Source organism: Vreelandella andesensis (assembly GCF_003989795.1).
In the GTDB taxonomy this organism is placed as follows: Bacteria; Pseudomonadota; Gammaproteobacteria; order Pseudomonadales; family Halomonadaceae; genus Vreelandella; species Vreelandella andesensis.
In genome coordinates this window covers 36,599-48,928 of record NZ_RZHG01000028.1, presented here as the reverse complement: position 1 = coordinate 48,928, position 12,330 = coordinate 36,599, and the positions used below count along the sequence as shown (strand labels likewise).

The window sequence follows — 12,330 nt, the reverse complement described above, 5'->3', positions numbered from 1 at the left end:
GCGTTAAAGTATTGGCACATTACCGTCCTTCTCGACGTGACCATTTCGCTTTAAGCAGGATCGTGCCACATGTACCGTTATGATATTCACGACCAAACGTTGGTTGACGAGCGCGTTACTCAGTTTCGTGACCAAATGGACCGCTACCGTGCCGGGCGTTTGGGAGAGGAAGAGTTTCGCCCGCTGCGACTCCAAAACGGCCTGTATCTTCAGAAGCATGCGCCAATGCTGCGTATTGCCATTCCTTACGGCATGTTAGCGGGAGGGCAGCTTCGCGCGTTAGCGGACATTACCCGCCGTTACGATCGCGGCTATGGCCACTTCACGACCCGGCAAAACTTGCAGCTAAACTGGCCAGCGCTAGAAGACGTACCCGATATTCTGGCCGACCTGGCCAAGGTTCAAATGCACGCCATTCAAACCAGCGGCAACTGTATCCGTAATACGACCAGTGACCAGTTTGCGGGAATCGCCAACGATGAAGTGGAAGATCCACGCCCTTGGTGTGAATTGATTCGCCAGTGGTCGACGCTACACCCCGAGTTCGCCTACCTGCCGCGCAAATTCAAAATTGCCGTTAGCGGTGCCGCATATGATCGTGCCGCCATCCAAGTGCATGATATCGGTCTCCGGCTTTGGCGCAACGAAGACGGCGAAGTACGCATTAAAGTGCTAGCGGGTGGTGGTCTTGGTCGCACGCCAATGATTGCCGACGTCGTTCGCGAAGACCTCCCCTGGCAGCACCTGTTAACGTATCTGGAAGCATGTGTTCGCGTTTATAACCAATTTGGCCGCCGCGATAACAAGTTTAAAGCACGTATTAAAATTCTGGTGAAGGCGCTGGGCATTGAAGAGTTTCGCCGCCGCGTGGACGAAGAGTGGGCACACCTAAAAGATGGCCCGCAAACGCTCAACCAAGCAGCGATCGATGCGGCCAAGGTGCACTTCCCCGAGCCAGAGCGTCGCCCCGTTGCTGAGAGCGCTATCGCTAGCTTCGAACAGTTACGCAGCGAAAATCGCAGTCTAGCCCGCTTTGTGACGAACAACGTCACCGATCATAAAGTGCCCGGCTATAAAGCGGTAACGCTCTCTCTGAAACGTCGCGAACACGCTCCTGGCGATGTCACGGCTGACCAGATGGAAGCCGTGGCCGACTTAGCGGATCGCTATAGCTTTGGTGAAGTACGCGTCACTCATGAACAAAATCTAGTGCTGTCTGATGTTCCCGTCGACGAGCTAGAAGCGCTCTGGAAAGAACTTGATGCACTGGGCATGGCCAACCCAACAGTAGGTACGCTGAACGACATTATCTGCTGCCCTGGTGGCGACTATTGTGGTTTGGCCAACGCGGTCTCTATCCCGATTGCTCAAGCGCTGCAGGAGCGGTTTGAAGATCTGGATTTCCTCTACGATCTCGGCCCGCTGGATCTTAATATTTCCGGCTGCATGAATGCCTGTGGGCATCACCATGTTGGTCACATTGGCATTCTGGGTGTCGATAAAAAAGGTGAAGAGTATTATCAAATCTCGATTGGCGGTAACTCAACCGATGATGCCTCGCTAGGGAAAATTCTTGGGCCCTCTTTCTTCCGTGAAGACGTGCCGGACGTTGTCGATAAGGTTCTTCAAGTCTATGTGGCCGAACGCCACGAAGACGAGCGATTCCTCGATACCTATCGCCGTATCGGCTTGAAACCCTTTAAGGAGCGTGTTTATGCTCAGCAATGAAACCCAGACCGACACCGTTGAGTTTACACCGGACCATGTCGATCACCTTATCGCTGAGGGTGAATTGGCAGCAGAAAATGCTTGGTGCGTGTCCTATGACACAGCAACGCTCCCTGAGCAGCGCCCTGCCTTTGTGCCGCTAGAACTGTGGCAAGCGAACCAGGACGATACCGAGCTAGCGCCGCTGCTCTTAAGCGATACTGAGTTAACCCCTGAACTTGGTCGTCAGCTCAATAGCACCAGTGCCATTGCTATTGATTTCCCAGCATTTACAGACGGACGTGGCTATACCCTGGCTCGCTTGCTGCGCGAACGCTACAGCTATGCTGGCGAAGTACGTGCAGTCGGCGATGTCTTGGTCGACCAGTTGGATTACATGCGCCGCTGTGGATTTACCGCCATGGCACTGCGAGATGACCAGCCCCCTGAGGACGCTATACGGGCGATCAACGCCTTTAGTGTTCGTTACCAACCCGATGTTCAGCAGCGCCAGGCATTGTTCGAGCGTCGTTTAGCGGATAGCAGGCCGTAGCCGCACGCAAATTAGTGATAGATATAGTTAGAACAGAAGGGGCAGCTTCTCAGCTGCCCTTTTGCTTGATAACGAATGAAGGCTTGCTAATAAATGGAGTGTTAGCCACGACGTTTTTGCTGGCGCTCGCGGTTATTAGATTTAGCTCGTTCACTTTTACGCAACATAACCCAGGTGGCACCAAGGCCGCCCTCAGAAGGTTGCGCAGAAACATAAGCTTGCACTTCTTCAAACTGGCTAAGCCACTTCGCCAAATAGGAACGTAGAACATTCGCTGGGCTGTCTATGTCTCTGCCTCTCCCATGCACAATGAGCACAGAGCGAAGGTCGTGAGCATACGCTTCTTGAATAAACGGGAACAGCATTCGTCGACACTCCGCCAAAGGCCGCCGTAAAAGATGCAGCTGCGCCTGTACGCTGTAGCCACCGTGCTTTAGTTTATCGACCACACCTTGCTGAATACCTTCACGGCGGTATTCGATCGGATCGAAAGGCGGCAACAGATCAACAAAATCATCGGATAAGAAATTGCGCTCTTCTAATCGCTCCTCGGCACTTTCACGACGAGCTAGCTGGGCCTCTGTAGGTCGCTGGCGCTGAGTGCCTGTATCGGCGCGGTTATGCTTGGGAAGCGGCTTTACATCGCCAACCAACGCACTGAAATCCATCTCATCACGAAGTGATTGATTCATAACAGGCTCCTCCGATAGGGTCTAATGCCTAGGCATAAGGGCTAACGCCTAAACACAGCCTCTTATCCTAACAAACCCGCCGACATTGCTTAAGACTTGTTTTCATTAACATCTAACGCCACGCTAATAGCAGACATCGTGTAAGGAGTGGGCATGGTTTGGTTAAAACGTTTGATCGCATGTAGCACAGCACTCATGATCGGCGCTGCAGGCTGGCTTTGGCTGACAATGCTGAGCCCTTGGTTTTATGAACGCCCCTCTCACTTGCCGGTCATTGAAGAACGTACTCACCATGTCTTCGTGTACGGCACGCTGCGCTACCTCCCTGTGCGCTGGGTGGTGATGGGCAGCTCAGGTAACCCACAACCAGCAAGGCTTGAAGGCTTTACAAAAGAAGGCTTGGATTTGGCGCCCAAGGCGAATAGCTATGTCGAAGGCTTGCGGTTAGACGTTACTGCTAGCCAGTTATTGCGACTGGATCGTTACGAGCGCTTGGGCATTCGCTATGAGCGGATCAAACATACACTTACGGACGGTTCGGCTGCATGGGTTTATGTGCGACTGCCCATGCTCAGTCAATTGCTTAACTCATCTCCTGTCCAACCAGTAGCTCTGTTACCATAAGCAATTAATGCAATGTCCTCTAACGTCGTTTTTTTAGGATACCTCATGAGTGATTCCACGCCGTTTGTTTTAATTCTTTACTATTCGCGCTCCGGAGCCACGGCAGATATGGCACGCCAAATTGCTGCAGGTGTCGAAAGCATCACGGGCGTTGATGCACGGCTTCGCACAGTACCCCCTGTCTCCACTACCTGCGAAGCCGTTGACCCCGAGATTCCAGAAGAGGGAGCGGTATATGCAGACCTCGAAGATTTACGCCATTGCAGTGCGTTAGCATTAGGTAGCCCTACGCGTTTTGGCAATATGGCTGCGCCGCTCAAATACTTTTTAGATACCACTAGTAGTTTATGGATGAATGGCGCGTTGATCGACAAACCGGCCTGTGCATTTACGTCCACTTCAAGCCTTCACGGTGGACAAGAGAGCACTTTGCTGACCATGCTGATTCCCCTTCTCCATCACGGCATGGTTTACGCGGGTATTCCCTATAACGAAACCGCTCTGCTTAGCACCCAAACCGGTGGTACACCTTATGGGGCTAGTCATGTCGCTGGAGCGCGTAGTGATCGTTCTGTCGACGAGCACGAGCGTGCACTGTGTTTTGCTCAAGGCAAACGGTTAGCCAGACTGGCACGAGCGCTACACAAAATGCGCCAGGAGGAAAAGGCATGAGACAGTGGTTAGAAGGTCTCGAGACACGATATGGACTGGACAGGCTTACACAGCAATCTAGACAATTAGTGCTGGTCAGTTTTTGCATTCTGCTACTTCTGGTTATCTACCGTGGCTTCTTTATTCAAGGAGATAACTTTAATTGGCGTCCAGTCGTTGCATTTGTACTGCCCCTGGTATTGTTTCTGCCATCTATCATTGGCCAACGTGCCAGAGGGCATGCCTGGTTAGCGTTTGTCAGCTTGCTCTACTTTACCCAAGGCATCATGCTTGCCACCTTGCCAGGGCAAGGGATGCGCGGCGTACTTGAAGCCGTTATCTCACTGGCGTTATTCACTGGCTGTATGGCATACGCTCGTTTTCGCAGCCGCCAACAGCTCCAGGGCTAAGCGCAGATAGTTAACCTAGCGATACTAATAGGGATAAAACCATAGCCAGCCACAGACGCCTGCCGCAACTAAAAACGCCCCAATCGCAAGCAGTCGGTACTTAGTTCGGTAGGCAGGTTTTTCATCAACTGGCGCGCTAGTGAAACGTTTGATACCCGTCACCATCGCAGGCACTAAATGCTCTCCTAACAACGCGTGCACAACGATGCCAACAAGATGAATCCCAATGAGGATGAGCAGTAAATCGCTGTTGAGCGCATGCAAGCTGGCTAGTTCGCCACTCACGTCTCGGCCCAGCAAGCCATAAAGCGGCCCCTGAAAGAAAATGTCGTCACTCAGAAAAAGCCCACTCACTGCCTGAAAGGATAGCGAGAGCAATAAGAGGACCACCATCCAACCCCCCAGAGGGTTGTGACTTGCATAGCGGGGCTCTTGACGCTTTAGCAGTGCTTTTGCATAACTGGCCGTGTTCTTGGGCCCATAAACAAACGTACTAAAGCGAGCATAAGTAGGACCTAATACGCCCCATATCACGCGAAATATCAGCAAACCAATAATGATGTAACCCGCTTGGGCGTGAACCTCAATCGGAAACAAAAACGGTGCGCCGTCGGTTTTAGTGGTGTAAAACGATATGAGCACCGCAGCCAGCAGACACCAATGAAATAAACGTACAAAGACATCCCAGACAGCTATCTGTTTTCTACCGTTCTGCATTACGTTGCCCTTTATCTTCAATTCATACATTTTCTCATTTCTTTAATGTTTCTGATAGAACGCATTACAGAACCGGACCGACACGTTATACAATCACGCAATTTTAAGTTAGCCGTAACGTCATCAATCCATGGCTACAGTTTCTGAATAGTGCGTGGAATCAAAGCCCAGTGACAGGGCTTGAGCTTTACGGACAGACCAGCGAACATGAGTGAAATTTAAAGGGAGCAGTATTCAATGACACGCAATATAGCTGATATTAGGCGCGATTATGAAGGTGGCCGCCTTGATGAAGCCCAGGCCCCCGACAATCCATTTGCACTGTTTGATGAGTGGTTTAGTCTAGCGCTAGAAACTGAAGGAAAAGATGGCAATGCTATGACCCTTTCTACCGTAGACAGTCAGGGGCGCCCTCATGCTCGCGTGGTGCTACTCAAAGGGTTTGACGAAAAAGGCATGGTTTTTTTCACTAATTACCATAGCCACAAAGGCAGTGAGTTGAGCAATGTTCCTTTTGCCGCCATTACGTTCTGGTGGCCTTCATTGTCTCGCCAAGTCCGCATCGAAGGACCCGTAGAGCAGGTGCCACATGAAGAGTCTGATGAATACTTTTCGAGCCGGCCGCGTGGCAGCCAGTTGGGCGCTTGGATTGCGACACAGAGCGTCGTGATCCCTGATCGCAACTGGATTGAAGAACGCCAAAAACGTTTTGAACAAGCCTACGCAGGCCAGGATATTCCTCGTCCGAATCATTGGGGCGGCTATCGAGTCAAACCAGAAATGATTGAATTCTGGCAGGGGCAACCTAGTCGTCTTCATGACCGCCTGCGCTTTGAGCGCCGGGACGGCGGCGATTGGAGCCGGTTCCGCTTAGCGCCATAATCCTGCCAATATATTGTTGAATTACATAGGCCTGTATCGTTGAGATACAGGCCTATTTTTGTGGCGGCTCTTACTCTACTAATCCGGTTGGCTCTCAAGGCGATGTCGCTGCCATTCACTTTCAGGTTCGTTCAACCTTAGCACGGCATCAATCACCTGCTCTTCCATGTTGTATCGGCACCTAAAACCTAAATGCTTCATCAACGCCCGCATGGGGTGATTATCCACCATGATCTTGCCGATCATTTCGAGCGTGCCAATGTTGGTGCAGTAATCGATCATTTTTTTCATCAATAAACTGCCAATCCCCAATCCCTGAAGATCATCGCGAATAATCACAGAGAACTCTGTGCGTATATTGTCAGGATCGTTCCAAACCCTTACAACGCCGAGCATTTCTTTACTGCCATCATCATGCTGATGCTCGGCAATGAAGGCCATTTGCCGATCATAGTTAATATGCGAAAGAATCGATAAATCTCGCTGGGTGAGGTTGGATTTATTGTGGAAGTATCGAAAACGAATACTTTCCTCTGAGAGCTGACGGTGAAACGTTGTAATCAGCGGTGCATCTTCCGCACGAATGGGACGAACCTCTACCCGCCAGTCGTTTTTCAGTGTTACCCACTCACGCAGCTCTTCAGGATAAGGCATGATAGCAAAACGTGCAGGTGTGCCTAAATCCATGGCAAAATCGACGGCTAGCATCCCATCGCGGTTAAGCAGCAACGGATTAAGTTCCAGCCCTCTCAAGTCGCTCAAATCAGAAGCCATTTGAGACAGCTTGACCAATAGCTGGCAAAGCCTCTCAATATCACGTTCGGGATCAGCCGAATGCTCACGAATCAGTGAGGCCGCGTGGGTTCTACCCACTACGTCAGCGGCCAAGCTCATGTTCAGCGGCGGTAGTGCTATCTGGCGGTCTGCCAGCACATTTACTTTATAGCCGCCTATCCCGAACACAATTAGCGGTCCGAAAACCGGGTCACGAGTGATCCCGGCACAGATCTGCATCGAATGCTTGCCCCGCTGCATTGGCTGCAGACAATACTCACGAATGGCATATTCTGGAAACTTCTCATTTACCTTTTCGCCTAACTGGCGGATACCTTCAGCAACTTGTTCTGGCGTTTCTAAATCTTGCAGTAGCCCCGCGGATATTTTATGAGGATGTTTACGGTAGCGGTAAGGTCGACAGTTGCCCTCATGGATAACTTTTAGCGCCTTGGGCCCAGGAAAATGATCGGCCATCGCTAATGCTTCTTCAGGATTAGCCAAATAAACACTAGGTGCTGCCGGAATGCCATAGGCTTCTAAAACTTGGGCCGTTTCGGAATGGGTCAACGTTTGCCGCCCTTTCTCCTTGGCATTTTTAATCAGCGCGCGACACTCCGCACGAATCTCTGCGCTAGTTGAAAATGGCAGGCTAGGTGGGATTTCATGCAGCAATGCCTGAACACGCTGATAGTCCACCATATGCATAAACGCTTTCACTGCCTTTTCCGGCGATGTGTAGGTGGGTATACCCGCCAAATTACTCACATGCCTTGCGTTTAGGGCTTCTTTTAGGCCCATCCAGCTAGTCAACAAATTACGTTTAAACGACTTGCGATGATCAATCAGCGCCTGAGCGGTAGCCAGTGACGGGGCTAAGCGCGTAGGCGCGTGAACCACCAGTACAGCATCTACGTTCGAATCGGCAGTGACAATTTTCAGCGCTTCAACGAAACGTTCCGGCGACGCATTGCCGCCCAGATCCACGGGATTTTCACCAGGCTTGCTCATATCTACCTGGCTTTTATGCAACACGCGTTGCGTCTCTTCGTTAAATTCCGCCAGTTTACCGCCAGCACTAATCAGCTTATCGATTGCCAGCATCGCAGGCCCTAATCCATTGGATACAATAGCCAACCGGTCACCGCGTAGCGGTTTCATTCTCGATAAGGTTTCAAGAGCATCCAGCAGTTCATCATAATCATTGACGCGAACTACGCCAGCCCGCGCAAAAGCTGCATCAAATACCACATCACGATTGGCGATACCTGGGGTGGGAGCCAACCCCGAAATATCTGACTGTGGCGTGCGTCCACTTTTAATGGCAACGACTAAGCGATTACGCGAGGCATCACGCACGGAGGTCATAAAATGTTGAGCATCCATGACACGCTCAAGGTGTAGCAAGATCGCTTGTGCTGGAGAAAACTGGTTTACGTAATCAATCAAATCTGGCAATAGAACATCAACACTATCGCCTACCGTGATCAAATGCGAAAAACCAACGTCTCGGCCAGCTGCCCAATCAATCATGGCATTTGCCAACATGCCTGATTGCCCTAGATAGGCCACTTTCCCCGCTTTTACTGGCTGACTCGCATAAGAGGCATTCAGTTTCTTTCCTGGCACAATCAAGCCCATGCACTCCGGCCCAAGCACCCGGATGCCTGATTCTATCGCCGACTGCAGCATACGCTGGCGGATAGAGCCCTTATTGCCCGTTTCACGATCAAGGTAAGCACCACCGGAAAGCACCAGGGCGGCCTTAACACCGAACTGCCCAAGCTTTTTAATAAGACTAGGCACACCTTCGATAGGGGAACAAATAACGGCTAAATCAGGGGTTTCAGGCAGCTCGCTGACGGTACGAACACAGGGCACTTCATATACAGTGTCATAGCCTTTTAAATTTACTGCCCATATTTTTCCTTTAAAACCACCCTCTTGAAGGTTATTTAGCACCAACCCTCCTAATGAGGCTGGCTTTTCAGAGGCACCGAACACAGCCACTGTGCGCGGTTCGAAAAAATGATGCAAAAAACGTGTGCTCACGAATGCGTCTCCTCTGAAATTAATAACCACTGTGTACGACTTATTGACACTGTCGCGCAAGCCCCTGGGAAGATTAAGGTGTCGATATTGTCTTCGGAGCGCTCGCATGATTACTTCCTACCTTACCCACCCCGACTGCTCATTGCACCATATGGGGCCTGAGCACCCTGAAAACCCCCAACGTCTCGAGGCAATCCGCGCGCGCCTGTCTCTAGCAGGACTCCTTCAACAAACCATGCAAGCGGATGCCAAAGAAGCCTGTAATGAAGCGTTAGCTAGGGTGCATCCCGTAAGACACCTTAATGCGCTAGAAAAGTGTCTGCCAAAGGAAGGCATCGTTACTCTTGATAGCGACACAATGATGAATCCCGATAGTTTGAAAGCGGCAAGAGTAGCCGCCGGCGCGGTTATTCGCGGGGTTGATCAAGTTTTTAAGCGCCAAGCGGACAACGTATTCTGTGCCGTACGTCCTCCTGGACATCATGCAGAAGCTGCTGATGCAATGGGATTTTGTTTCTATAATAACGTTGCCGTCGGTGCTGCCCACGCAAAAGCAAAATATGGCGCTAGGCGTATCGCGATCCTTGATTTCGATGTCCATCAATGCAATGGCACTATCGATATCTTCAAAGATGACCCCGAAGTATTGGTGTGTACAAGTTTCCAGTATCCGTTTTACCCATGGCGCTACCTACGTAGTGAATGGCAAAACGTGGTGAATACTCCGTTGGAAGTAGGCACTGACAGTACTGAGTTTAGACGTATTATCGAGCGTCAGTGGCTTCCCGCGCTTCATGCGTTCAAACCAGACTTAGTTATGCTTTCTGCAGGCTTCGATGCCCATCGTGATGACCCTATGGGCGATATCTGCTTAGAGGATGAGGATTTCTATTGGATAACGCATCTAGCGATGGAAATTGCCGCTCTCTATGCAGAAAACCGCGTTGTTTCTGTACTTGAGGGGGGATATAACCCGAAAACGCTTGCTAGTGGTGTAGAAGCACACTTAAAGGCGTTGCTGGGCTTGCCCTATTCGGATGCTTCGTAAGCATGTCAACAGCCATGGTGAGTCGACGCATTAGGTTGCTTGGCGATTTTGGTAATCGAGGATTGTGATAATATACAGTTTTTATTAACGTTTACTCACGTGACTTTATGACTGCTACTTCTGAAGAGCATGCTGCACTGCGCATAGCTTCAGGGCGCAAGCCCTTCGTTGAACCTTTACGCTTGGGTGAACGGTTAAGACAGATACGTCTTGCCAACCAATGGACATTGGAAGACGTTAGCCAGCGCACAGGCTTAGCTCGATCAACGCTCTCTAAGATCGAAAATGACCAAGTATCGCCATCGTTCAGTGTGGTTCAAAAGCTTATTACTGGGCTTAACATTGACTTGCCTCAATTATTTACGCCGCCAAAGCGTGAGCGCTATACCATGGGACGTAGAGATTTGACCCGCAAAGGCAAGGGCCAGTTGCATCCTACTCCCACTTATGAGCATGAGCTACTAGGCCATCAGCTTGCGCAAAAGCGCATGATTCCGTTCAAAACCATTGTCAAGGCACGCAGTTTTGATGAGTATCATCAATGGGTGCGCCACGACGGTGAAGAATTTTTGATGATTTTAGAAGGCGATATTTTACTCTACACCGAGTTTTATGCCCCACTGATGCTTTCTGAAGGCGATAGTATTTATTTTGATAGTGATATGGGGCATGCGCTTGTTTCTACCAGCCCGGAGGACGCGGTCGTGCTTTCTGTTTGTACACGGGGCGACTTGGTATAACGTTAAAACGCTACAAACAGTTGGTAGGCTTAGGTAAGCCGGCTATGCGAGCAATACGCTTAGGTGGGCTACCTGGAAATAGCGTCATTAAATAAATTGAACTCCCCTTTTCGTTGCCCAAAGCCTGTTTTGTGGCTTTAACTAAGGGGCGCATGGCGGGCGCCATTTCATAACGGTTATAAAAATCGCGCACCAGCTGAATAATTTCCCAGTGCTTTTCTGTAAGAACCAGCCCTTCATCTTCAGCTAGTAAATTAGCAACCTCAATGTTCCATTGCTGCTGCTTAACAAGATACCCTTCAGGGTCAAGTTTGATTTTTTGTTGTTCATCAAGATAACGGTATAAATTTTGATTACACATACTTAATACCAGGAAATAATCTGCTCATTTTGCTCAGTTAATACAACAAAGTCATCCACCTCTATCAAAGGCAGCCCATGAGCAACGGCAATGGAATGGATACCTCTTGAGATAGCATCTTCGACTAACAAAAATATTGAAACCTCATTTGTTGCCCACCCTTGCCATTCAGGATGTAACGCCGCTTGCACGCCGTCTTCGATTAACACAATGGTGTCGTTACCACTAAGTGTACTGAGCATTTGCACGGCAGCATCGCTATGAGGTGGCTTATTTAAAATATGCAGCATATCTTTGGCTACTCTGCTAAAAATTGAGCATGTAGTTAAAAATTAAGTACGTAGTCATAACGCTGAAATAGATCCGGCAGATCAGAAATCGGTAGTAAAGTGACCCCATCAACTAGCTGGTCAGCAGTTATATTGAAGTTCTGTAGTGTCTCGGTAGGCACTAAAATAGTCTCTATATCGTACATCTCTAACATATCAATCGTCGGCAGCGTTGATTTTTGGCCAGGTGCGCCAGCTTTTTGCTCTTTTAGTAGCGCGAGCACGCCCTGCCCTAAAAACAGAAGGCTAACAGCTTGGCCAAAGGCAGCAGCCACCAGTGCGACATCCAGCCCTTCCCGTAACTCATTTGAGCTATAGGGCGCATGTCGTATAACAACAAGTCGCTCATTTGGCTCAGTCATCTATAAATCCTATCTATCAGATCTATCTTTTAATTCTATGCAAACGTAATCAATCGATCACAGCGCTGCTGTAACTCAAGCAGTTGACCTAGCCCGGTTAATTCAAAGGGGGATTCAAGATTGAAGTTCACTTGCCCATGCCGCTTTGCTTCTGACTCACTCATCACACCGCGGCGTAATGCCGCCGCAATACATACATCTAATGACACACCGTATTGACGGTGTAGTTCAACCCAGGCTTCCCGTATGTTGAGTTCATCCTGAGGAGGTGTCATCAGTTGGGAGGCATTATGAACGCCCTCTTGATAGAAAAATACGCCTTTAATGTGGTGCCCTTTATTTAGCACTGATTGGGCAAATCGCAGTGCGGAATGAGGGGCTGCACTACGATACGGCGCACCCATAACCAATAAGCCATACTCCATTGG

At 49.8% G+C, this 12,330-nt stretch carries 15 protein-coding genes; 8 read left to right on the top strand and 7 right to left on the bottom strand.

Features of this window, described 5'->3' with window-relative positions; translation table 11 throughout:
* Positions 1 to 69 precede the first annotated feature (69 nt).
* Both ELY33_RS15085 and ELY33_RS15080 read left to right on the top strand, forming a co-directional pair.
* Entirely contained in the window at positions 70 to 1,728 is a 1,659-nt protein-coding gene (locus ELY33_RS15085) for a nitrite/sulfite reductase (RefSeq protein ID WP_126948731.1), read from the top strand.
* Entirely contained in the window at positions 1,715 to 2,260 is a 546-nt protein-coding gene (locus tag ELY33_RS15080) for a DUF934 domain-containing protein (protein ID WP_126948730.1), read from the top strand. Before ELY33_RS15085 ends, ELY33_RS15080 begins: the two co-directional genes overlap by 14 nt.
* A gap of 101 nt (positions 2,261 to 2,361) precedes the next feature.
* Here ELY33_RS15080 and smrA read toward each other — a convergent pair whose 3' ends face one another.
* Positions 2,362 to 2,952: a DNA endonuclease SmrA gene (smrA, locus tag ELY33_RS15075; RefSeq protein ID WP_126948729.1), complete on the bottom strand. Its 591-nt coding sequence runs from the start codon at positions 2,950 to 2,952 to the stop codon at positions 2,362 to 2,364.
* 153 nt (positions 2,953 to 3,105) lie between these two features.
* On the opposite strand from smrA, the gene ELY33_RS15070 reads away from it, so the two are divergent.
* The 3 genes from ELY33_RS15070 to ELY33_RS15060 are packed head-to-tail and all read left to right on the top strand — an operon-like array spanning position 3,106 to position 4,637.
* The gene (locus ELY33_RS15070) at positions 3,106 to 3,576 is read left to right on the top strand and encodes a gamma-glutamylcyclotransferase family protein (protein ID WP_126948728.1); all 471 of its coding nucleotides are present in this window, start codon (positions 3,106 to 3,108) and stop codon (positions 3,574 to 3,576) included.
* A gap of 45 nt (positions 3,577 to 3,621) precedes the next feature.
* Positions 3,622 to 4,248 carry an NAD(P)H:quinone oxidoreductase gene (gene wrbA / locus ELY33_RS15065; protein WP_126948727.1) on the top strand — a complete coding sequence of 209 codons (627 nt, stop codon included), beginning with the start codon at positions 3,622 to 3,624 and terminating at the stop codon, positions 4,246 to 4,248.
* Positions 4,245 to 4,637 (top strand): DUF2069 domain-containing protein, encoded by a 393-nt coding sequence (locus tag ELY33_RS15060; RefSeq protein ID WP_126948726.1) that lies wholly within the window; start codon positions 4,245 to 4,247, stop codon positions 4,635 to 4,637. The genes wrbA and ELY33_RS15060 overlap by 4 nt, the downstream gene beginning before the upstream one ends.
* A 24-nt stretch (positions 4,638 to 4,661) precedes the next feature.
* Here the strand turns inward: ELY33_RS15060 and ELY33_RS15055 are convergent, their stop codons facing one another.
* A complete protein-coding gene (locus tag ELY33_RS15055; RefSeq protein ID WP_126948725.1) occupies positions 4,662 to 5,354 on the bottom strand; it encodes a cytochrome b/b6 domain-containing protein in 693 nt (230 codons plus the stop codon).
* Between the two features lie 237 nt (positions 5,355 to 5,591).
* Here ELY33_RS15055 and pdxH point away from each other — a divergent pair, with 237 nt between their 5' ends.
* Positions 5,592 to 6,236 carry a pyridoxamine 5'-phosphate oxidase gene (pdxH, locus tag ELY33_RS15050; protein WP_126948724.1) on the top strand — a complete coding sequence of 215 codons (645 nt, stop codon included), beginning with the start codon at positions 5,592 to 5,594 and terminating at the stop codon, positions 6,234 to 6,236.
* Between the two features lie 78 nt (positions 6,237 to 6,314).
* On the opposite strand, the gene ELY33_RS15045 is transcribed toward pdxH, so the two are convergent.
* Positions 6,315 to 9,062, bottom strand: a complete 2,748-nt coding sequence (locus ELY33_RS15045) for a bifunctional acetate--CoA ligase family protein/GNAT family N-acetyltransferase (protein ID WP_126948723.1) — start codon at positions 9,060 to 9,062, stop codon at positions 6,315 to 6,317.
* A gap of 106 nt (positions 9,063 to 9,168) precedes the next feature.
* On the opposite strand from ELY33_RS15045, the gene ELY33_RS15040 reads away from it, so the two are divergent.
* Together ELY33_RS15040 and ELY33_RS15035 are read left to right on the top strand one after the other, a co-directional pair.
* Positions 9,169 to 10,110, top strand: a complete 942-nt coding sequence (locus ELY33_RS15040; RefSeq protein WP_126948722.1) for a histone deacetylase family protein — start codon at positions 9,169 to 9,171, stop codon at positions 10,108 to 10,110.
* A gap of 107 nt (positions 10,111 to 10,217) precedes the next feature.
* Positions 10,218 to 10,850, top strand: a complete 633-nt coding sequence (locus ELY33_RS15035; RefSeq protein WP_126948721.1) for a helix-turn-helix domain-containing protein — start codon at positions 10,218 to 10,220, stop codon at positions 10,848 to 10,850.
* Positions 10,851 to 10,860: 10 nt separating this feature from the next.
* On the opposite strand, the gene ELY33_RS15030 is transcribed toward ELY33_RS15035, so the two are convergent.
* Genes ELY33_RS15030 through tusD form a run of 4 tightly spaced genes read right to left on the bottom strand, consistent with a single transcriptional unit; the run spans position 10,861 to position 12,327 of the window.
* Positions 10,861 to 11,211 carry a TusE/DsrC/DsvC family sulfur relay protein gene (locus tag ELY33_RS15030; RefSeq protein WP_126948720.1) on the bottom strand — a complete coding sequence of 117 codons (351 nt, stop codon included), beginning with the start codon at positions 11,209 to 11,211 and terminating at the stop codon, positions 10,861 to 10,863.
* Between the two features lie 2 nt (positions 11,212 to 11,213).
* Complete coding sequence (gene tusB, locus ELY33_RS15025; protein WP_126948719.1) at positions 11,214 to 11,501, bottom strand: sulfurtransferase complex subunit TusB; 288 nt, start codon at positions 11,499 to 11,501, stop codon at positions 11,214 to 11,216.
* A 35-nt stretch (positions 11,502 to 11,536) separates the two neighbouring features.
* The gene (gene tusC, locus ELY33_RS15020; RefSeq protein ID WP_126948718.1) at positions 11,537 to 11,902 is read right to left on the bottom strand and encodes a sulfurtransferase complex subunit TusC; all 366 of its coding nucleotides are present in this window, start codon (positions 11,900 to 11,902) and stop codon (positions 11,537 to 11,539) included.
* A gap of 35 nt (positions 11,903 to 11,937) precedes the next feature.
* Positions 11,938 to 12,327: a sulfurtransferase complex subunit TusD gene (gene tusD, locus ELY33_RS15015; RefSeq protein ID WP_126948717.1), complete on the bottom strand. Its 390-nt coding sequence runs from the start codon at positions 12,325 to 12,327 to the stop codon at positions 11,938 to 11,940.
* Between the last annotated feature and the right edge of the window lie 3 nt (positions 12,328 to 12,330).